We start from the raw sequence: 20249 nt of genomic DNA on the forward strand, positions 1-20249 counted from the left end.
CGTCACCCGGCCCGTCACCCGCTCACGGGGCTCGGCGCCCCAGCCACAGTCCGACCTCCATCAGCCCGTCGGCGATCTCCTCGGCCATGCGTGCATAGCCGTCCGCGTTCGGGTGGATGCGGTCCGCACGCAGATCCGGGTCGTTCAGCACCCCGGCCAGCACGCCCTCGATCAGCGGTACGTCCTCCTCGCGCGCCAGCTCGCGATAGATCCCGTCATCACTCAGCCGGCCGGTGGCCGCCCCCAGGGCCGAAGCCTCGGGCACGCCGATCAGCAGTGGCTGGCCCCCGTGGTCACGCACGTGTCCGATCAGTGCCCGCAGATCCTCCTTCACCTCCGCCGGCTCCCGCCCGCGCAGGAAGTCGTTGCCGCCGAGCTCGAGGATGACCAGATCCGGTTCATGTTCGACCAGGCTGTCCTCGATGCGCCCGCGTGCGGTATCCGCCCGATCGCCGGGCACCCCGTCGTTGATGACGGTCCAGCCGGTGATCGCCTCCAGACGCGTCGGAAAGTCCTTGCCATCGCCGGCCCCGGTCCCGTGGGTCACGCTGTTCCCGAAAACCAGCACGGTCGCCGAACGCGGCAGCGGATCCAGATCGGTGGGCCCCGGGCTGCCGCAGGCGGCCAGCAGTCCGGCTACCAGCAGCAGCCACAGGAGTTGCCCCGCGCGCCCGGTCCGGGACGGTCTTCCGCCTGCTCTCATTGCGTCGTTCTCCCGTCGTCGATGATCCGCGTCACATCATGCCACGCGCCGCAGTCCCAGCAGCCCCGCCACCAGGAACAGCAGCACCGGCACACTGGCCGCCAGCACCGGCGGCAGCGCGAACACCAGTCCGACATGGGTCATCGCCCGCATCACGATCGCGAACGACACCCCGATCGCGATGCCCACGAACAGCCGGCGTCCGGCCCCGCCCTCGCGCTGCGACCCGAACAGGAACGGGATCGCCAGCAGCAGCATCACCCAGGTCGAGGCCGGCAGGGTCAGGCGCTGCCAGAAGGCCACCTCGTAGGGCGCCGAATCCAGGCGGTTTTCCTGCAGGTACCGGATGTAACGATGCAGGTCGCGCGCTCCCATCTGCGCGGGCTCCACCACCAGCACCGAGAAGTATTCCGGGGCGATCAGACGCTCCACGCGTTTCTCATCGGCGTGTTCCGTGACCACCCCGTCGAAATCCGGGCGCGAGCGTTCCACGTCCTCCAGCCACCACTCGCCGTCCACGTGGCGCGCACCCGCGGCCCGGGTGATCACCCGCGGGCGCCGGTCCTCGCCCAGTTCGACCACGCGCACGCCGGCCAGCCGGTCATCCGGCAGCACGGCCTCGGCATGCACGATGCGCCGCCCGTCGCGCGCCCACAGCCCCATCGAGCCAACGCTCAGTTCGCGGTCGAAGGCGGTCGCCTTGAGGTTCTGCGCGCGGTTCTCCGCCACCGGCGCGACGAACTCGCCGATCGCGACCATCGCCAGCACCACGATCAGCCCGCCCTGCATCACCCAGGAGACGAAGCGCCCGAGGGTCATCCCGGCGGCGCGCATGGCCGTCAGCTCGCTGCCCGCCGCGAGGTTGCCCAGCAGCAGCAGACCGCCGAGCAGGGCCGCCGGCGGCATCATCTCGTACATCCGCCGCGGCAGCGTCAGCGCCACGTACATCAGCGCCTGCGCCACGCCGTAATCGCCGCGGCCGATGTCCCGCAGCTCGTCGATCAGCGCGAATACCGCATCCAGCGCGACCAGCAGCAGCACCGCCAGCGCGGTCCCCAGCAGCACCTGGCGGATGATGTAGCGCCCCAGGATCGTGGTCATGCCGGCTCTCCCGCCGGCGGACCCGCGCCCCGGCGCGGCCGGCGCAGCAGGCCCTTGCGCCAGGCCAGCAGCAACCACAGCGCGAGCATCGCGCCGTGCGCCCACCACAGTCCCACGGCCACGGGCACCTGGCCGTCCGCCAGCTGCCCCTGCCCCAGGATCAGGAAGTTGGCGTACAGCACGTACACCCCGATCGCCGCGGGAATGCGCGCGTAGCGCCCGCTGCGCGGCGGCACCAGCGACAGCGGCAGGGCGATCAGCGTCAGGGCCACGATCGACAGCGGCATGGCAAAGCGCCACTCCAGTTCGGCGCGCACCTCGTGATCGTCCCGCTCGGCCCACAGCTCCGGCGTGGAGAGCGCCTCCAGGCTGCGCCGCTCGGCGCCCGGGTCGGGCTCGGTGATCTGCGTGCGCAGGCGCTCGAATTCCAGCATGCGGAAGGCCCCGCTGCCCGGGGTGCCGACGTAGCGGTAGCCGTCCTCCAGCACCAGGAAGCCGCTGCCCTCGGCACCGGGATCGGGGATCGCACGCGCGGCCACCGTGACCTGCGCCTCGCCGTCCACCTCGCGGTAGATGAAGACCTCCTCCAGCGCCTCGCGGTCATCGCTCAGACGCTCGGCGAAGAACACCTGATCCCCCACACGCGACTCCAGGAACTGCCCCGGCGCGATCCCCACCAGGTCCGAGCGCTGATCGGCGAGATCGCGCATGCGGTCCACCTCGCCCTCGGTCCAGGGCACCACGGTGTTCATCAGCGCCGCCAGCAGGATCGCCGCCGGTCCGGCGACCAGGAACAGGGCACGATACAGCGCGGCGAACGACATCCCGCCCGACTGCAGCGCGATCAGTTCGCTGTCGCGCTGCATGCGGCCCAGCACCAGCATGAACCCCAGGAACAGCGCCACCGGCCACAGATACACGATGCCCTTGAACGCGCCGAAGCCCACCAGGGCCGGCAGGAAATCCGCCGGCACGCTGCCCTCGGCCACGTCCTGCAGCACGCGCGCGAGCACCCCGCCGACGATCACCAGCAGCAGCACCACGGTGACCGCCGCCTGGGTCAGCAGAAGTTCGCGCGCAACGAAGCGCTCGGCCCGGCGCAGGATCATGCGCGGCCCGTATCCACGTCGCCGGTGTGCGTAGTGCGCCCCGGCGGCGCGCTGGTAGTATCACTGGAGATCATTCAACTCATCCCGCGAGGCGCCCATGCAATTCTCCGTCACCACCTCCACCGTCGACAAACCCCGGGCCGGGATCCGTGTCACCGCCGTCAGCCACCGGCGCAAACCGGCCCCCGGCACCCGCGCTGTCGACGCGGCCCGCGACGGCGATCTCGCAGCCCTGCTCAAGGCCGGCGAGATGGACGGCGACGCCAGCTCGCGCCTGCTGGTGCCCGGAACCGGGCGCAAGGGTTCCGCGCTGCTGATCGGCCTGGGTGCGAAGAAGGACTACGACGCCCGCGCCGCGCGCAAGGCCTGCCAGACCCTCGCCAGCGCGCTGGTGGAGCGCCCGGCCGACTCGGCCGTGATCGCGGTGGAGGACTTCGTCCCGCGCGGCAAGGATATCGCCTGGACCGTGCGCACCCTGATCACCGCCATCGGCGATGCCGCCTACCGCTTCTTCGAGTTCAAGGGCAAGGAAGAAACCCGGCCCGTCAAGCTCGAGAAGGTCCAGCTCGCGGTGGAACGCAACCAGGCCGATGCGGCGAAGAAGGCCTGCAGCGAGGCCGCGGCCATCGTCACCGGCATGAACCGGGCCAAGGACCTCGGCAACACCCCGCCCAACGTCTGCTATCCCGAATCCCTCGCCGACACCGCCTGCCGGCTCGCCGAACAGTATGACCGTCTCGAGACCACCGTGCTCGACGAACACGAGCTGGAGGCCCTGGGCGCCGGGGCCATCCTCGCCGTCGGCCAGGGGTCGGAGCGTCCGCCGCGCCTGATCGCGATGGAGTACCGCGGCGGCGACAAGGACGATGCCCCGGTGGTGTTCGTCGGCAAGGGCATCACCTTCGACACCGGCGGCATCTCGCTCAAGCCGGGCGCCGAGATGGACGAGATGAAATACGACATGTGCGGCGCCGCCAGCGTGTTCGGGGTCATCGAGGCGGTGTGCGAACTGGGCCTGCCGATCAACGTGGTCGGCGTGGTCACCAGCGCCGAGAACATGCCGGACGGCCGCGCCACCCGGCCCGGCGACATCATCCACACCCTGTCCGGGCAGACCGTCGAGATCCTGAATACCGACGCCGAGGGCCGCCTGGTGCTGGCCGACGCCCTGACCTGGGTGGATCGCTACAAGCCGAAGGCGGTGATCGACATCGCCACCCTCACCGGCGCCTGCATCATCGCCCTGGGCCACCAGGGTGCCGCGCTACTGGGCAACGACGACCGTCTGGTCCGGCAGCTGCAGCAGGCCGGCGAGGAAACCGGCGACCGCGGCTGGCAGCTCCCGCTGTGGCCGGAATACCAGGAACAGCTCAAGAGCAACTTCGCCGACATGGCCAACATCGGCGGTCGCCCGGCGGGCACCATCACCGCCGGCTGCTTCCTCTCGCGCTACACCGAGGACTACACCTGGGCGCACGTCGACATCGCCGGGGTGGCCTGGAAGAGCGGCAAGGAAAAGGGCGCGACCGGCCGTCCGGTCCCGATGCTGATGCAGTACCTGCTGGATCAGGCCTGAAGGAGGCCGGCGCATGACCCGCGTCACCTTCTACCTGCTGCAGGATGCGCAGCCTGACGCGCGCCTGCAGCTGGCCTGCCGGCTGGCCGAGAAGGCCTCGCGCCAGGGTCACCGGGTGCACGTGCACACCGGGGACCCGGCCCTGACGCAGAGCCTGGACGAATGGCTGTGGACCTTCCGCGATACCGCCTTCCTGCCCCATGCCACCGAGGTGGACGCCGCCGACGTGCCGGTGACCCTGCACGATTCCCGTGCCCCGACCACCCACTGCGACGTGCTGGTCAACCTGGCCGCCGAGGTCCCCGAATACTGCGGCCGTTTCGAGCGCGTGGCCGACATCGTCGGCGGCGACGACGCCGGCCGCGCCGCCGGCCGCGCCCGCTGGCGCTACTTCCGCGACCGCGGCTATCCGCTGGAACATCACGCCCTGTGAGCCCCGTCGGCGGACGGCGTCCTTCCCTGCACCCACCCCTTGAGCTGGATCATAAATCCCTTCACTTGGGGAGGTTTTGTGACCCATTCACGTAGAAATAACGCGGAGAACCGATGCAAGGTAGCGACGGCATCCGCAGAGATGCCCGTCACAAGAAAACTACCAGCAAGGAGGTCGGAACCATGTCCGACAAGACCGATATCAGCCGCCGTACCTTTCTCCGCCGCGCCTCCGCGGCCGTCGCCGCCATCCCGGTTGTGAGCATGGCCGGCATGTCCGCCGCCAAGGCCAGTCCCATGGCCGAGGACGGACACGCCCACAACTACGTGGCGGATGCCGCCAACGCCGACCATCCGGACTACTCCGAGGGCGAGCGCTGCGACAACTGCGCCTTCTGGGACGGCAACGGCGGCTGCCATCACGCCGATTTCCAGGGCGTCAACGTCGCCGCCGGCGGCTGGTGCGACGCCTGGGTCAGCGGCTGATCCCGCAACCCGCTCACGGGGCACCGCAATGCCCCGATACAACAGGGCCCCGCACGCCACCCCGGCGCGCGGGGCCCCTTCATTCCGATCCTGCCCCGAAAGGCTTCAGAAGCGGTAGCCGATCGCGCCCTTCACCTGCCAGGAATCCGGATCCACTTCGACACCACGTGAGGATTCCGACCCGTGGTAGGTCTTGGAGAATTCGCCGCGGAAGAACATCCGGTTGTCGAGCTGATATTCAACACCGGCTCCTCCACGTCCGCCTTCGAAGGTTTCAGACTCGGAGCCAAATCCGTCGACGGAAAATTTGGCCTTGGTGCCCTGATAACCCAGCAGGCCATAGACCAGCCAGTCGTCGTTGAAGACCCGGCCCAGCCGGAGGTTCACGCCATAGCTGTGCTTCACATCCACCTCGGTATCAATTCCGTTCCAGGTGGTCGAGTCGTCGGCCTGATCCAGCCAGAAATCGAGTTCCACACCCAGGTAGTAGTCATTCTCGGTGGTACCGGTCCCGATCAGGCCACCGATGCCGACATCAGTATCCGACAGGGTTGGGCCGGGGTCCGCATCAAAGTCGTAATCCACGATCACCAGCTGGCCGCCGACGTATCCGCCGTGGAACGTGTCGGCCTGGGCCGCAGACATGCCACCGGCCAGCATCAGGGCACCGCCGACGGCGGCAGCAATCTTTCCTTTCGTGAACATCGGTCTTTCTCCTCGTTGTTATCCGGTTGCGGCGCACAGGCCCGCCACACTCAGCGGTCATCACGTTCGGCTTATTCTCGCACACGGGCCGAGGGTTTCGACAAGCCGCGCAGGAAAACGGGTCACGAACTGCATCCCTCGTTATAATGCGCGGCTTTGCCATCCACACCCCGAGCCCGGCCCGACCATGGACAAGAGCTTCGACCCCAAGAGCATCGAACAGGCCCAGTACGAACGCTGGGAGGCCGCGAACATCTTCGCGCCGCCGGAGACGGGCGAGGCAAACTACTGCATCCTGCTGCCGCCGCCGAACGTGACCGGCACGCTGCACATGGGGCATGCGTTCCAGCACACGCTGATGGACACCCTGATCCGCTACCGGCGCATGCACGGCGACCGCACCCTGTGGCAGGGCGGGACCGACCATGCCGGGATCGCCACGCAGATGGTGGTCGAGCGCCAGCTGGCGGCGCAGGAAAAGACCCGCCACGACCTCGGGCGCGAGGAGTTCGTCCGCGCGGTCTGGGACTGGAAGAACGAATCCGGCGGCACCATCACCCGCCAGATGCGCCGGCTGGGCGATTCGGTGGACTGGTCGCGCGAGCGATTCACCATGGACGACGGCCTGTCCGAGGCGGTGCTCGAGGTCTTCGTGCGCCTGTTTGACGAGGGCCTGATCTACCGCGGCAAGCGCCTGGTCAACTGGGACCCGGTCCTGCACACCGCGCTGTCCGACCTGGAGGTGCTGTCGGAAGAGGAAAACGGTCATCTGTGGCACTTCCGCTACCCGCTGGCGGACGGCTCCGGGCACCTGACCGTGGCCACCACGCGCCCCGAGACCATGCTGGGCGATACCGCCGTCGCGGTGCACCCGGAGGACGAGCGCTACCGCCACCTGATCGGCAAGACCATCCGCCTGCCGCTGGTCGGGCGCGAGATCCCGATCATCGCCGACGATTACGTCGAGGCCGAGTTCGGCTCCGGCTGCGTGAAGATCACCCCGGCGCACGACTTCAACGACTACGCGATGGGGCAGCGCCACGACCTGCCGGTGATCAACATCCTGACCATCGATGCCTGCCTGAACGACAGCGTGCCCGAGGCCTACCGCGGACTGGACCGTTACGAGGCCCGCAAGCGCGTGGTCGCCGATCTGGATCACCTCGGCCTGCTGGAAAAGACCGAGGACCACAAGCTGATGGTCCCGCGCGGCGACCGCTCCGGCACCGTGGTCGAGCCCTACCTGACCGACCAGTGGTACGTGAAGGCCGGCCCGCTGGCCGAACCGGCGATCAAGGCGGTGGAGGACGGCCGCATCCGCTTCGTGCCGGAGAACTGGTCGAAGACCTACTTCGAGTGGATGCGCAACATCGAGGACTGGTGCATCTCGCGCCAGATCTGGTGGGGCCACCGCATCCCCGCCTGGTACGACGGCGATGGCAACGTGTACGTCGGGCGTTCCGAGGACGAGGTGCGCGAGAAGCACGGCCTGGGCGCCGAGGTGGCGCTGGAACAGGACGAGGACGTGCTCGACACCTGGTTCAGCTCGGCGCTGTGGCCATTCTCCACCCTCGGCTGGCCGGAGCAGACGCAGGAGCTCAAGGACTTCTACCCGACCAGCGTGCTGGTCACCGGCTTCGACATCATCTTCTTCTGGGTCGCCCGCATGATCATGATGGGCGAGCACTTCATGGGGGACGTGCCTTTCCGCGAGGTCTACGTAACCGGCCTGATCCGCGACTCGGAAGGCCAGAAGATGTCCAAGTCCAAGGGCAACGTGATCGACCCGATTGACCTGATCGACGGCATCAGCGCCGACGACCTGGTGGCCAAGCGCACCCAGGGCCTGATGCAGCCGCAGATGGCGAAGAAGATCGAGAAGACCACACGCAAGGCCTTCCCCGACGGCTTCCCCGCCTTCGGCACCGACGCCCTGCGCTTCACCCTCGCGGCACTCGCCACCACCGGGCGCGACATCAAGTTCGATCTCGGCCGCATCGAGGGCTACCGCAACTTCTGCAACAAGCTGTGGAACGCCTCGCGCTTCGTGCTGATGAACGTCGAGGGCCAGGACTGCTCGCCTGCTGCCGACACGGCGGAACAACGCACCCTGGCCGATCGCTGGATCCTCGACCGCCTGGCCGCCACCGCCGCGACCGCCACGCAGCAGCTCGACGCCTACCGCTTCGACCTCGCCGCGCAGACGCTCTACGAGTTCACCTGGCACGACTACTGCGACTGGTACCTGGAGCTGACCAAGCCGGTGCTGAACGACGAGGCCACGCCGGAGGCGGTCAAGCGTGCCACGCGCCATACGCTCGTCAGCGTGCTCGAGGCCCTGCTGCGTCTGCTGCACCCGGTGATCCCGTTCATCACCGAGGCGATCTGGACCAGTGTGAAGCCGCACGCCGGCATCGGCGACGACATCGAGTTCCTGGTCCAGCGCCCCTGGCCCGCGCAGGACGGCTTCCCGCGTGATGCCACCGCCACCGCCGAGCTCGACTGGGTCAAGGATTTCATCACCGGGCTGCGCCGCATTCGCGCCGAGATGGACATCGCCCCGGGCAAGCCGCTGCCGGTGCTGGTGAAGAACTGGAGCGAGGCCGACCAGCAGCGTTACGCGCGCCACCGCGGGCTGCTGGAGTTTCTGGCGAAACCCGAGAGCGTGACCTGGCTGGACGCCACCGACGAGGCCCCGGAATCCGCGATGGCCCTGGTCGACGAGATGCAGCTGCTGATCCCGCTGGCCGGACTGATCGACAAGGACGCCGAGCTCGCCCGCCTGGACAAGGAGATCGACAAGCTCGACAAGAATCTCGAGCAAAGCGAAAAGCGCCTTGCCAACGAGAGCTTCGTCGACCGCGCCCCGGCCGAGGTGGTGCAGAAGGAGCGCGACCGCGTCGCCGAGATGCAGGCCACCCGCGAACAGCTCGCCGCCCAGCGCGAACGCATCCGGGCGATGTAACACCGGCGCAGCGCTGGCCGGGTGTCGGGACGGCGCCCGGCAACGGCTGTGGGAGCTTGCTTGCAAGCGAACACGGGCTGCTGCCCGTGCCTGACCGCTGCCGCGGGGCCTTGAGCTGGCGCTGCGGAGTCGGCGGCTTTGGCTGCCGCCGGGGGTTGCGCTCTCTCGCGAGCGCACCGCGAGGTCCTTTCTTGCTTGCCCAAGAAAGGACCCAAAGAAGGGCACCCGGAGCTCGCCCGGGAACCTTGCTCCGGGCGCCCCGCGCCGGCGGCGCCGAACTCGCGAAGCTACGCTTCGCTCAGACATCCGGCGCCTTGTTTCCGGCGCGAGGCACCCTCCGCAAGGGGCTCGCAACGGGAGGGGGTAAACCGGAGGCGCTCCGGCCATTGGTGCCCCGGTCCCGGCCCGGCTGATCGTGGGGCGCCCGAATCGTGCATTCCCCGGTTCCTGATGCAGCGGCGGTCCGGTGCACCAACGGATTCAAGCTTTGGTACGGGCCCTTCGCAGAGCTCATTCCCGTCCATCCTTACAAAGGAATCGCGTGTGGGCAGAGGCTCCACCCCGAAACCCTGATGGAAGAAGATCATGTGGCTCGGCAGGGCATGCCCATGGCCCTACCCGGGCACCCTCCCGGTGCCGGGTATGCAACAGTGACTGTGGGAGCTTGCTTGCAAGCGAACCGAAGGCTCGTGGTGTCCTTTGGGGGCGACATCTTCCCATGCGACACGGCATCCGGCCCCCGATCGGCCGGAGGGCCGGCCTCCTGCGGGGGGCAGGCTTCAACACGGTGGGAGGCGAGCCCTCTCGCCGATCCGGCACAATCGGTTGCCAACGGTCCTGGTCTCGGCCGGGGCGTTCACAACCCCCGGCCTGCCCGCCTGGCGAAAAAGGAACGGGCGGTCGTCCTGCGGCCCCGTTTGCCGCACCGAGCGCAGAGGTCGGGCGCGGGAGAAAAGGCGCTGCTTGTCTGAGCGAAGCGCAGCTTCGCGAGTTCAGCGCCGCCCGCGATCGGCCTCGGAGCGAGGGCATCCCGGGCCGCGTCAGCGGACCGGGATGCGGCAGTCGGGGTGACTTCTTTGGGTCCTTTCTTGTTCACACAAGAAAGCCCGTTTTTGATCGACAACGGGCGCGGCGCGCTCGCGAGAGAGCGCAACACCCCCGGCGGCAGCCAAAGCCGCCGACTCCGCAGCGTCAGTTCGAAGGGCCGCGGCAGCGGTCAGACCCGGCAGCAGCCCGTTCGCTTGCAAGCAAGCTCCCACAACCTGTTATCCCCAGACGGACCCGACCCCGAACACCAGTGCGGCCACCATCAGCGCCAGCACCAGCCCGAACCAGGGATTCGCGATATGCGGGTGGTCCGACCAGGCCCCGCGCTTGTAGCCGGTGATCATCGCCCCAATCAGGCGGATCCGCAGGATGAACTGGTAGGTGAACACGGCCAGTACGTGGACGCCGATCACGATCAGCAACAGATCGAAGTTCCAGTTGTGCAGCCGCGTCATCGTACGTTCGACGTCACGGCTGACGGAATCGGCCAGCGGCCCCTGGTTGAAGATGTCGTCATTGGCGAACAGCCCGGTGACCGCCTGCACCAGCAGCAGCACCAGCATCAGCAGGACCGCCCAGCCACCCAGCGGGTTGTGGCCGAGGTATTCGGGTGCCGTCCCGCGCAGTCGGCCCCACACGTAACGCGCGACCGTCACCGGCCCCGCCAGCCAGTGGCGAAAACGCGCCGTCTCGCTGCCGACAAAGCCCCACACGATGCGGAACAGCAGCAGCCCCAGCACGGTGTAACCCAGCCACTTGTGCCACCGGAACAGCATGAATTCGGTGCTGGTGTACCACAGGCCCACCAGACACAGCAGCAGTCCCCAGTGAAAAACCCGCGTCGGCCAGTCCCAGACCTTCACCCGCAGGGCATCCGCGTTGCCACCGGTCATTCCGTTCATTCTTCGTCCTCGCGTTCATAGCCGGTCAGTTCCACGAAGCCGCGGCCCAGAAGCTCGCCCTCCTCGTCACGGATGTCCACCGCGCCTTCCCAGTAGGGAATGACCGTATCCATTTCCTGAAATTCCCGCACCGCCTCCACGCGGAAACGCCGGGGCGAGTTGCCATCCGGCAGCGTGACCGTCATCGCCCAGACCACCGGATAGCGGTTCCCCGAGGGCATGCGCGCATGCCGCAGCGGCTCCAGCTCCACATGCTCCGGGCGCAGCTCGTGGTCCGGGGCATCGGCCGGCATCCAGCGGCCCTTCGACCGCTCGTGGGGCGCGCCGTCCTCGCGGCGCAGCTGGTAGTACATGAGGTCGGTCCCGTCGTCGAACTGCAGCGCAAACCAGTTCCAGCCGATCTGGCCCGCGGCCAGCGCGCCGCTGCTCCATTCGCGGTCCAGCCAGGCCTGCCCCGACAGCAACCGTTCGTCGTCGTTGGCGTCGCGCAGGGTACCCCGCGCGGCGATCCGCGGGACCGAGTAGTAGTAAGACGCATTGCCCGGCTCCGGCCCCTTCTGGCTCAGACCTGCCTCGCCCTGCAGCACCGGGGCGCGCTCCGGGTCCAGCTCCAGTTCCAGCTCGCGCCCGTCCACCGTGAACCGCAGGTCCCAGGTGTCGCCCGCCAGGCCGGCCAGCTCCCAGTCCTCCAGCCACACCCGACCCGCCGGCTCGCTGGCCCCGGCCAGCCCGGCGGCATCCCGGGCGAAACGCTCCTCCGAACCGTGCCAGTCGCCCTCCACGTCGAGGATCGCAGCATGCGCCATCCACAGCCGCGGCGTGGCCCAGCTCGACCCATGAAACGCCGGGTCGCCCTCCAGCTCCGGCGCCAGCGCCACCCGGAAGAAGGTGATGTGAAAGCCATGGCGTCCGCCGTCGGGGTCATCCAGATTGCCGGTCAGATACCACCACTCGTTGCGAAACCCCGGGTGCGGTCCGTGATCCCGGGGAAACTCGAAGGCCCGCGGTCCGTCGGCGCGACGAAAGCCCTCGACATCCTCCACCCCCAGGGCATCGCCGACCCGCAGCGCTCCGCCGTTCCCGTCGACCCCGGCATCGGGCTCCGGGGGCTCCCCGGTGCACGCCACCAGGGCCATCAGAAACACGCCCGGGGCGCCCTCCCGGAGCACATCCAGTCCTCGGCGCATCATTCCCGCCATCAAGCCACCTCCCGCAACGCCGGCAGCAGGCGCATCCGCGCCATGCGCCAGGCCGGCCACAGCGAGGCCAGCAGGGCGGCCACGAGACCGATGAACACCGTCCCGGCCACCTCGCGTCCCGGCCAGCGCAGGTCCATGCCCCAGCCGAAGGCCTGACGATTGATCACCTCGATCAGGATCCAGCCCATCCCCAGCCCCCCGGGGATCGCCGCGAGCACCGCGAACAGCCCCAGCACCCCGCCCTGCAGCAGCACCAGGCCCCGCACGCCCCGGGGTTCCAGCCCCAGGCTGCGCAGCGTCGCGAACTCGCGGGCGCGCTCCATCTGCAGCGCCATCAATGCCCCGAGGATGGCGATGAAGGCTACTACGAGGGTGATGATCCGCAGCAGGTGGGTGACCGCGAAGGTCCGGTCGAAGATCGCCATGGATTCCTCCTCGAGAGTGTCGGGCCGCGTTACCACCGCGGCCGGATCCCGCTCCGCCAGCCACGCCTCGATGCGTTCGGCCGCAGCGGCGGCATCCGCACCCGATGGCAGGACAAGCCCGAAGGACCCCACGCCGTCCGGCGCCGGACCGTCACGCGCGTACGCCGCATGGGGCATCATTACCCGCCCCCGAGGCGAGCCATAGTCCCGGTAGACCCCTGCCACCGCGAATGACCGGCGGCCGCCCGGCACCATCAGCTCGAGGGTCTCCCCGGCCTGCAGGCCATGGTGCGCGGCGAACGGCTCGGTCACCAGCACGGCCTCGCCGGCGGCCAGACGGTCCGCCAGCCCGCCCCGGGGACCATCCACCTGCAGCAGCGGCAGGTGTTCCAGCCAGTCGGGGTGCGGCCGCACCACGAACAGCTCGACCCGACCCGCGTCGCTGCCGGTCTCCACCGTGGTACCGGTACTCAGCGATTCGGCCCCGGATTCGCTCAACAGCGGCCCGGCCCAGTCCTGCGGCAGCCGCGCCGAATCCCGTGCCGCGGCCGGCGCGACCGGAGTGACATAGAGATCGGAGGTCAGGGCCTGCCCCAGCCACTGTTCCACGCTGCCGCGAAAACTGCCCACCATCACCGACACCGCGATGGTCGCGGCCAGAGCCAGGGTCAGGGCCGAGACGGCCGGACCGCTGCGCGAGAGACTGCGTTCCAGGCTGCGCAAGCCGATCCGCGTCAGGGTCCGACCGGCGCTGGCGACGGCGAGACCACGCAGCACCCACGCCAGGGCCCACGGCAGCAACAGCACGAACCCGGCAATCAGCAGGAACAGCCCGAAGAACGCCCCCGGCAGGCCCCCGAGTGCGCTGATCAGCACCAGCGCCCCGGCCGCCAGCAGGATCAGGGAAGCCGCCGCGACGCGTTGCACCCGCCGCCGCGCCCGCAACTCGCCACCCCCCGCCCCCTGCGCCGAGGGGCCCGCGTGGCGGGCCGCTTCCAGTGCCGGGGCCAGCGCGGCCAGCAGCGCCACGCCCACGCCCAGCACCAGCACGGCCAGCAGTGCCAGCGGGCGGGGTGTCACCCGGGTGACCGCTGCGGCGAAGAAATGATCGGTGACCGTCTGCGCCACCTGCGCAACCAGCACCTGCGCCAGGGCAATCCCGGCCAGCGCCCCCAGCAGCGTCCCGATCAGTCCGACCACCGCGGCCTCCAGCAAAACCACGGCGACGACCCGACCGCGTCCCACTCCCAGCAGGCGCAGACTGGACAGGAGCTCGCGCCGGCGCAGCACCGAAAACGTCTGGGTGTTGTAGACCAGAAACGCCGCGATCAGCAGCGCCAGCAGACTCATCGCCGTCAGGTTGATGCGAAACGCCCGCGCCAGCTCGCGCGAGGCCTGATCGCGTGCCCCGGACGCGACGATCTCCAGCTCCTCGGGGTTCACCCCCGCGGCCCCGGCGGCCCGCTCCAATGCGCGTTCCATCGCCCGTTGCGCCTCGGCGTCCTCCAGCCGCAGGTCGATGCGGTCGAGGCGCCCCTCGCGGCCCAGCAGGACCTGGGCGGTGGCGATGTCGGTCACCCACACCCGACCGTCGTCCTGGCCGGCGCCGTCGGCCGCGAGCACCCGCACCGCGTGGCGCCCGCCGGCCGCCTGCAGTTCGACCCGGTCGCCATCCGCCGCATCCTGCTCCGCGAACCACTGGCGTGGCGGCAATACCGTCCCGGGCTCGGTCAGCAGCCGCTGCACGGGTGCCGCGCCGATGTCCGAGGCGGCGCCGCGGAACGGCCCCTCGGCGAACGGATCCACGCCCAGCAGGTAGATACTGCGGCCATCTTCCAGCCGCGCGGCCCCCTCCACCACCGGCGCCGTCTCCCGCTGGCCGGCGGTGCGCAACTCCGCATACACGGCCTCGGCGAATCCCTGTGGCGGCCCCAGCACCTGATGGGTGGCGGTACCGGCGACGGTCTCCATGGAACGGTCGAAGGCCCGCTGCGCGGATTGGTTGGCCAGATCCACGGCCAGCACCACGGCGACCGCGATCACCACCCCCAGCAGGGTCAGTACCCGCTGCAGGGGACGGCGCCGCCAGTCCCGCATCCAGGCCCGCCACACCAGATTCATGGCCTTGCGGCACCCTCCAGGCGGCCGTCGCGCATGGTGTAAATGCGGTCGAGGCGTCCGGCCAGTTCCGCGCTGTGGGTCACCAGCAGCAGGGCGCTGTCATGCGTGGCCACCTGCTCCAGCAGCAGCGAGAAGACCGACTCGCCGGTGACCGAATCGAGGTTACCGGTCGGTTCGTCGGCCAGGATCAGGGCCGGTTGATGCACCAGCGCGCGGGCGATGGCCACGCGCTGCTGTTCCCCGCCGCTGAGGGCTTCGGGCAGGCGTCCGCCCAGTCCTTCCAGACCGACCGCCGCCAGCGCGGCGTCCGCACGCCGGCGGCGCTCCGCCACCCGCGCCCGGCGGCCCGGAACGTCATCGGGGAGCCCGGCCAGCTCCAGCGCCAGCATCACGTTCTCGCGCGCATCGAGAGTGGGGATCAGATGGAACGACTGGAACACGATCCCCGCGACACGCCGGCGCAGACGCGTGCGGCCGGCCTCGTCCAGGGCACCGAGCGAGGCCCCCGCCAGCCGCACCTCGCCCTCGCCCGGGTGCTCCAGCCCCGCGGCCAGGTGCAGCAAGGTGGACTTGCCGGAACCGCTCTCGCCGACGATCGCCACCCGCTCCCTCGGCGCCAGTGTCAGGTCCACCCCGCGCAGCACCGGCGTGTCCGGCGTGCCCGGATAGGCGAACGCCAGTGAACTCACGGTAAGGACCGGTTCCCTTGACGGAGCGGCGGGCGGGGAGGGATGGGAAGACATGTATGGCTCCATCATGAACAAGCGACCGGGCACGGCCGGAAAGGTTCGCGCCAGCGGGCAAACCGGTGCAAGCATTGCGTGCAAGCACTTGAATGAAACGGAAGACCCGTTAAAATGAGGGAACCTGCCACAAGGGAACGCATGATGAAACGCCGAACACGCTGTCGATCTATCGTCGCCCGGCCGTAAGCACTGTGCACCCTTCTCCGCCGCTTCCGCCGGGCCTCATGACACAAGAGCGCCGGGAGGCGGCCGGATCCTTCGATCTGCCCCGTCCTGGAAATCCGATTACGACGGTCCTTCGTCATCACCGCACCGCGCGTGCCGGTGATCCGCAATCGACCGCCGGGAGCAGGGCATGGAACACAACCTCGAACAGTCCATCATCGAGCTGCGCGAACTCGTCCGCCTGGACGACCGCGACAGCCTCGACGAGCTGCTGGACTACATGCGCATCCAGGACATCGCGCATGCGCTGATGGAACTGCCCTCGGACGACGTGGCCCCGATCTTCAACCGGCTGCATCCCGGACGCAAGGCCGACGTCTTCGCCTATCTCGACATCCCGTTCCAGCTGCGACTGCTGAATGCATCCTCGCGCGAGGATGCGCGGTTTCTGCTCTCCGAGATGGAAACCGACGACCTCACCGCCCTGCTCCAGACCCTGGATGCCGAGCGTCTGCGCGAATACCTGCGTCTGCTCCCGTTCCGGGCCATCCGCCGGGCGCTGAAGCAGCTCAACTACCCCGAGGAATCGGTCGGCCGCGTGATGTCCCCGTCGGTGGTAGCCGTGGACCCGGACTGGACGCTCAAGCGCGCACTGGCCCACGTGCGGCGCACCGGTGACGAACACTCCAACAACGTGATCTTCGTGGTCGACGATGACCGCACCCTGCTGGCCGCCATTCCCATCCGGCGGTTCCTGCGCGCCGAGCCCGACAGCCCCGTGCGCAGCCTGATCGACGACGAATCGCCCTACACCGTGCAGGTGGACGCCGACCGCGTCGAGGCCGCCCGGCGCATCCAGCACTACGACATCGAGAGCCTGCCGGTGGTGGGCGACAACGGCGAGCTGCTGGGCGTGGTCACGGTGGACGACGTCATGGACGTGATCGAGGCCGAGTCCACCGAGGATTTCCACAAGCTGGGTTCGGTGGGCAACCTCCCGCTGAGTCCGCGCCAGGCCAGTCCGTTCCTGCTGTATCGCAAGCGGGTCGGCTGGCTGCTGGGGCTGGTGGCGTTCAACACCCTGGGCGCCTTGATGATCTCGCAGTACGAAGAGGCCATCGAAGCCGTCGCGGTGCTGGTGTTCTTCTTGCCGCTAATCATCGGCTCGGCGGGCAACGCCGGAGCCCAGAGCTCGACCCTGATGGTGCGGGCCATGGCCACCGGCGAAGTCACCGCGCGGGACTGGCTGCGCCTGTGGGCCAAGGAACTGGGCGTGGCGACCACCATCGGCGTCAGCATGGGGATCGCCGTATCCCTGCTGGGCCTCTGGCGGGGCGGAACGGAGATCGCCATGCTGGTCGCCCTGGCCATGACCCTGGTGGTTACCGGTGCCAGCATGGTGGGCATGCTGCTGCCGCTCCTCCTCGACTGGCTGAAGCTGGACCCCGCCACCGCCAGCGTACCGCTGGTCACCGCCATCGCCGACCTCGGCGGCATCGCCATCTATTTCTCGCTGGCCGTGGCCATGCTCGGCCTTGCCACGCCGGCCTGAACGGGATACCCCCATGAGTCCGACCGACGTCGACATCGAGAACCTCCCCGACACCCTGCGCACCGCCCTGGAGCAGGGCTCGGACGGGCCGCTGAACGCGATCTGCAACGCCCACGCGCCCCCCGACCTGTCGGACGCGCTGGAGACCCTGCCCGAGGATCAGGCGGTCGCCTTCTTCCAGCGTCTGGAGTCGGCTTGCGCCGCGCCGGTGTACGCGCACCTGGAGCCCGATCACCAGTCCCGGGTGCTGGCCGCGCTGGACGAGCAGCAGGCCGCGGACCTGGTCAGCGCGCTCTCGCTGGATGACGCCGTGGCGGTGATCGACGGCCTGGGCGACGAGCATGCCGACTCACTGATGGAAACCCTCCCGGCGGAGAGCCAGGAGGCGGTCGGATCACTGCTCGCCTATCCGGAGGAGAGCGCCGGCCGCGTGATGACCCCGGAGTACGTCACCGTACAGCCCGAATGGACGGTGAACGAAGCCATGGAGCATCTGCGCGCCAACCACGAGGTCGCGGAGACCGTGAACACGGTGTTCGTGACCACCGCGGCCGGCGAGCTGCTGGCCTGGGTGCGGCTGAAGGAGCTGCTTCTGGCACGGCCGTGGAACCGGGTATCGGAACTGATGCACACCGACGTGGCCAGCATCACCGCCGAGGAGGACCGGGAGGAGGCAGCCCACCGCATCAGCCACTACGACCTCAACGTCCTGCCGGTGGTCGACGACCAGGGCCACATGCTCGGGATCATCACCGTGGACGACGTAATGGATGTCCTGCGCGCAGAGACCACCGAGGACTTCCACCGCATGGCTGCGGTGGGCGACGTGGTGCTGTCGCTGCGCGACGCCAGCATGGGCCTGCTGTACCGCAAGCGCATCGGCTGGCTGCTGATCCTGGTGGTGGTCAACATCTTCGCCGGGCTGGCCATCGCCCACTACGAGGCGGCCATCGAGTCGGTCGTCGCGCTGATCTTTTTCCTGCCGATGGTCATCGCCTCCGGCGGCAACACCGGCTCGCAGGCCGCCACCCTGGTGGTGCGCTCACTGGCGATCAACGATGTCCGATTGCGCGACGCCTGGCGTCTGGGCGGCAAGGAACTGGGGGTCTCCACCGCGCTGGGGCTCACCCTGGCGGCCGCCATCTGGCTCTCCGGCAACTGGCTGGGCTCGCTGGAGGTCGCCAACGCCATCGCCCTGGGCATGTTCCTGGTCGTGGTATTCGGGGCGATGTTCGGCATGCTCCTGCCCTTCGCCCTGACCGCCATGCGCATGGACCCCGCGGTGGCCAGCGCACCGCTGATCACCTCGGTCATCGACATCGTCGGGATCCTGATCTATTTCGGCGTGGCGGTGGCCATGCTTGGTCTTTAGAACGACCGTGCAAACACCCGTGCGGCCTGCGGCGGTTCGGCAGGCCCGCGCGACTGCGTTAGACTCGGGCCTCTTTCCGGCGACCCCGTTCCGCGCGAGTACACGACCATGAGCAGCAGCCCCGTCCGCCACCGTACCGTCCCCGTCCGTGTTGGCCCCGTGACCGTGGGTGGCGATCACCCGGTGGTGGTCCAGTCCATGACCAATACCGACACCGCCGACGCACTGCGTACCGCAGTGCAGGTCGCGGAACTGGCTCGCGCGGGCTCGGAGATCGTGCGCATCACGGTCAACTCGGCCGATGCCGCGAAGGCGGTGCCGGAGATCCGCGAGCGGCTCGACGCCATGGGCCTGGACGTGCCGCTGGTGGGGGACTTCCACTTCAACGGCCACAAGCTGCTGACGAAGTACCCCGAATGCGCCGAGGCCCTGGCCAAGCTGCGCATCAACCCGGGCAACGTCGGCCGCGGATCGAAGCGCGACGCGCAGTACCAGGCGATGATCGAGACCGCCATCCGCTTCGACCGGCCGGTACGCATCGGCGTGAACTGGGGCAGCCTGGATCAGGAACTGCTGGCGCGCATGATGGACGAAAACGCGCAGCAGCCGGAGCCGCTGGAACCCCAGGCGGTGATGGAGCAGGCGCTGATCACCTCGGCGCTGGAGAGCGCGGCCGAGGCCGAACGCATCGGCCTGCCGCATGACCGCATCATCCTGTCGGCCAAGGTCAGCGGCGTGCAGCCACTGATCCGCGTCTACCAGGACCTGGCCGCGCGCTGCGACTACCCGCTGCATCTGGGCCTGACCGAGGCCGGCATGGGGGCCAGGGGGATCGTCGCCTCCACCGCCGCGCTGTCCGTCCTGCTGCAGCAGGGCATCGGCGACACCATCCGCATCTCGCTGACCCCGGAGCCCGGCGGGGACCGCACACAGGAGGTGAGCGTCGCGCAGGAGATCCTGCAGAGCATGGGCCTGCGCAGCTTCCTGCCCTCGGTGGTGGCCTGCCCCGGCTGCGGCCGCACCTCCAGCGAGTACTTCCAGCACCTGGCGCAGGACATCCAGAGTTATATCCGCCAGCAGATGCCGACCTGGAAACAGCATTACCCCGGAGTGGAAGAGATGACCGTCGCGGTGATGGGCTGCGTGGTCAACGGCCCCGGCGAGAGCAAGCATGCCGACATCGGCATCTCCCTGCCCGGCACCGGGGAGCAGCCAGTCGCGCCGGTCTACGAGGACGGCGAGAAGACCGTGACCCTCAAGGGCGAGCATATCGCCGAGGACTTCCAGGCCCGCGTCGAGGCCTACATCGAACGCCGCTACGGACAGGCCGGATGAACGTAAGCGCCGACCACGACCCGCAACTGCTGCGACGCGTGCAGGCCCTGTTCGAGGACCCGCGCATTCAGGGCTGCAACTGGCAGCCGCGGCTGTTCTGGCACCCGACGGAAAGCGGTGGTGCCTTCGGTGCGCCGCGGGTGGACCCGCGCGAACTGGAGGTGTTCCTGGCGACGGTGGCGGGCGAGGCGTCGCAGTATCTCGACGCGCTGGAGACCGACCATCCCGGGCGCGGACGCTTCCTCGCTGCCAACGCCCGGCGCCACGAACTCCCGCTGTTCACCCGCGTCTGAACCGCCGGACCCGGC

At 69.0% G+C, this 20249-nt stretch carries 16 protein-coding genes; 8 read left to right on the forward strand and 8 right to left on the reverse strand.

Translation table 11 applies throughout. The features are described 5' to 3' along the window. Window positions 1-22: 22 nt before the first annotated feature. Genes D577_RS0104205 through lptF form a run of 3 tightly spaced genes read right to left on the reverse strand, consistent with a single transcriptional unit; the run spans window position 23 to window position 2913 of the window. Window positions 23-703 carry a GDSL-type esterase/lipase family protein gene (locus D577_RS0104205; protein ID WP_018946322.1) on the reverse strand — a complete coding sequence of 227 codons (681 nt, stop codon included), beginning with the start codon at window positions 701-703 and terminating at the stop codon, window positions 23-25. Window positions 704-739: 36 nt separating this feature from the next. Further along, window positions 740-1804 (reverse strand): LPS export ABC transporter permease LptG, encoded by a 1065-nt coding sequence (gene lptG / locus D577_RS0104210; protein WP_018946323.1) that lies wholly within the window; start codon window positions 1802-1804, stop codon window positions 740-742. Then, window positions 1801-2913: an LPS export ABC transporter permease LptF gene (lptF, locus tag D577_RS0104215; protein ID WP_018946324.1), complete on the reverse strand. Its 1113-nt coding sequence runs from the start codon at window positions 2911-2913 to the stop codon at window positions 1801-1803. The genes lptG and lptF overlap by 4 nt, the downstream gene beginning before the upstream one ends. A gap of 97 nt (window positions 2914-3010) precedes the next feature. On the opposite strand from lptF, the gene D577_RS0104220 reads away from it, so the two are divergent. The 3 genes from D577_RS0104220 to D577_RS0104230 all read left to right on the forward strand — a co-directional run bounded on the left by D577_RS0104220 (window position 3011) and on the right by D577_RS0104230 (window position 5407). Continuing rightward, a complete protein-coding gene (locus D577_RS0104220) occupies window positions 3011-4489 on the forward strand; it encodes a leucyl aminopeptidase (protein ID WP_018946325.1) in 1479 nt (492 codons plus the stop codon). 13 nt (window positions 4490-4502) lie between these two features. After that, window positions 4503-4922 (forward strand): DNA polymerase III subunit chi, encoded by a 420-nt coding sequence (locus tag D577_RS0104225; protein ID WP_018946326.1) that lies wholly within the window; start codon window positions 4503-4505, stop codon window positions 4920-4922. A 182-nt stretch (window positions 4923-5104) separates the two neighbouring features. Beyond that, entirely contained in the window at window positions 5105-5407 is a 303-nt protein-coding gene (locus D577_RS0104230; RefSeq protein WP_018946327.1) for a high-potential iron-sulfur protein, read from the forward strand. 105 nt (window positions 5408-5512) lie between these two features. Here the strand turns inward: D577_RS0104230 and D577_RS0104235 are convergent, their stop codons facing one another. Further along, window positions 5513-6112 (reverse strand): porin family protein, encoded by a 600-nt coding sequence (locus tag D577_RS0104235; RefSeq protein ID WP_018946328.1) that lies wholly within the window; start codon window positions 6110-6112, stop codon window positions 5513-5515. 187 nt (window positions 6113-6299) lie between these two features. On the opposite strand from D577_RS0104235, the gene D577_RS0104240 reads away from it, so the two are divergent. Then, a complete protein-coding gene (locus D577_RS0104240) occupies window positions 6300-9077 on the forward strand; it encodes a valine--tRNA ligase (protein WP_018946329.1) in 2778 nt (925 codons plus the stop codon). A 1265-nt stretch (window positions 9078-10342) separates the two neighbouring features. Here D577_RS0104240 and D577_RS0104245 read toward each other — a convergent pair. From D577_RS0104245 to D577_RS0104260, 4 genes are read right to left on the reverse strand one after another with little or no spacing between them, the layout of a single operon-like run. Further along, complete coding sequence (locus D577_RS0104245) at window positions 10343-11017, reverse strand: cytochrome b/b6 domain-containing protein (RefSeq protein ID WP_018946330.1); 675 nt, start codon at window positions 11015-11017, stop codon at window positions 10343-10345. Between the two features lie 5 nt (window positions 11018-11022). Beyond that, on the reverse strand, window positions 11023-12225 hold the full coding sequence (locus D577_RS0104250; protein WP_018946331.1) for a lipocalin-like domain-containing protein: 1203 nt from the start codon (window positions 12223-12225) through the stop codon (window positions 11023-11025). After that, window positions 12225-14771 carry an ABC transporter permease gene (locus tag D577_RS0104255; protein ID WP_018946332.1) on the reverse strand — a complete coding sequence of 849 codons (2547 nt, stop codon included), beginning with the start codon at window positions 14769-14771 and terminating at the stop codon, window positions 12225-12227. The genes D577_RS0104250 and D577_RS0104255 overlap by 1 nt, the downstream gene beginning before the upstream one ends. After that, window positions 14768-15514 carry an ABC transporter ATP-binding protein gene (locus D577_RS0104260; protein ID WP_246863894.1) on the reverse strand — a complete coding sequence of 249 codons (747 nt, stop codon included), beginning with the start codon at window positions 15512-15514 and terminating at the stop codon, window positions 14768-14770. Before D577_RS0104260 ends, D577_RS0104255 begins: the two co-directional genes overlap by 4 nt. Before the next feature lie 358 nt (window positions 15515-15872). On the opposite strand from D577_RS0104260, the gene mgtE (D577_RS0104265) reads away from it, so the two are divergent. The 4 genes from mgtE (D577_RS0104265) to D577_RS0104280 all read left to right on the forward strand — a co-directional run bounded on the left by mgtE (D577_RS0104265) (window position 15873) and on the right by D577_RS0104280 (window position 20234). Beyond that, window positions 15873-17234 carry a magnesium transporter gene (mgtE, locus tag D577_RS0104265; protein ID WP_018946334.1) on the forward strand — a complete coding sequence of 454 codons (1362 nt, stop codon included), beginning with the start codon at window positions 15873-15875 and terminating at the stop codon, window positions 17232-17234. A 13-nt stretch (window positions 17235-17247) separates the two neighbouring features. Then, window positions 17248-18606 (forward strand): magnesium transporter, encoded by a 1359-nt coding sequence (gene mgtE, locus D577_RS0104270; protein ID WP_018946335.1) that lies wholly within the window; start codon window positions 17248-17250, stop codon window positions 18604-18606. Between the two features lie 108 nt (window positions 18607-18714). Next, on the forward strand, window positions 18715-19941 hold the full coding sequence (ispG, locus tag D577_RS0104275; protein WP_026288905.1) for a flavodoxin-dependent (E)-4-hydroxy-3-methylbut-2-enyl-diphosphate synthase: 1227 nt from the start codon (window positions 18715-18717) through the stop codon (window positions 19939-19941). Next, window positions 19938-20234: a hypothetical protein gene (locus D577_RS0104280; RefSeq protein ID WP_018946337.1), complete on the forward strand. Its 297-nt coding sequence runs from the start codon at window positions 19938-19940 to the stop codon at window positions 20232-20234. Before ispG ends, D577_RS0104280 begins: the two co-directional genes overlap by 4 nt. Window positions 20235-20249 lie beyond the last annotated feature (15 nt).

The organism is Thioalkalivibrio sp. AKL17 (assembly GCF_000377885.1).
Taxonomy (GTDB): Bacteria; Pseudomonadota; Gammaproteobacteria; order Ectothiorhodospirales; family Ectothiorhodospiraceae; genus Thioalkalivibrio; species Thioalkalivibrio halophilus.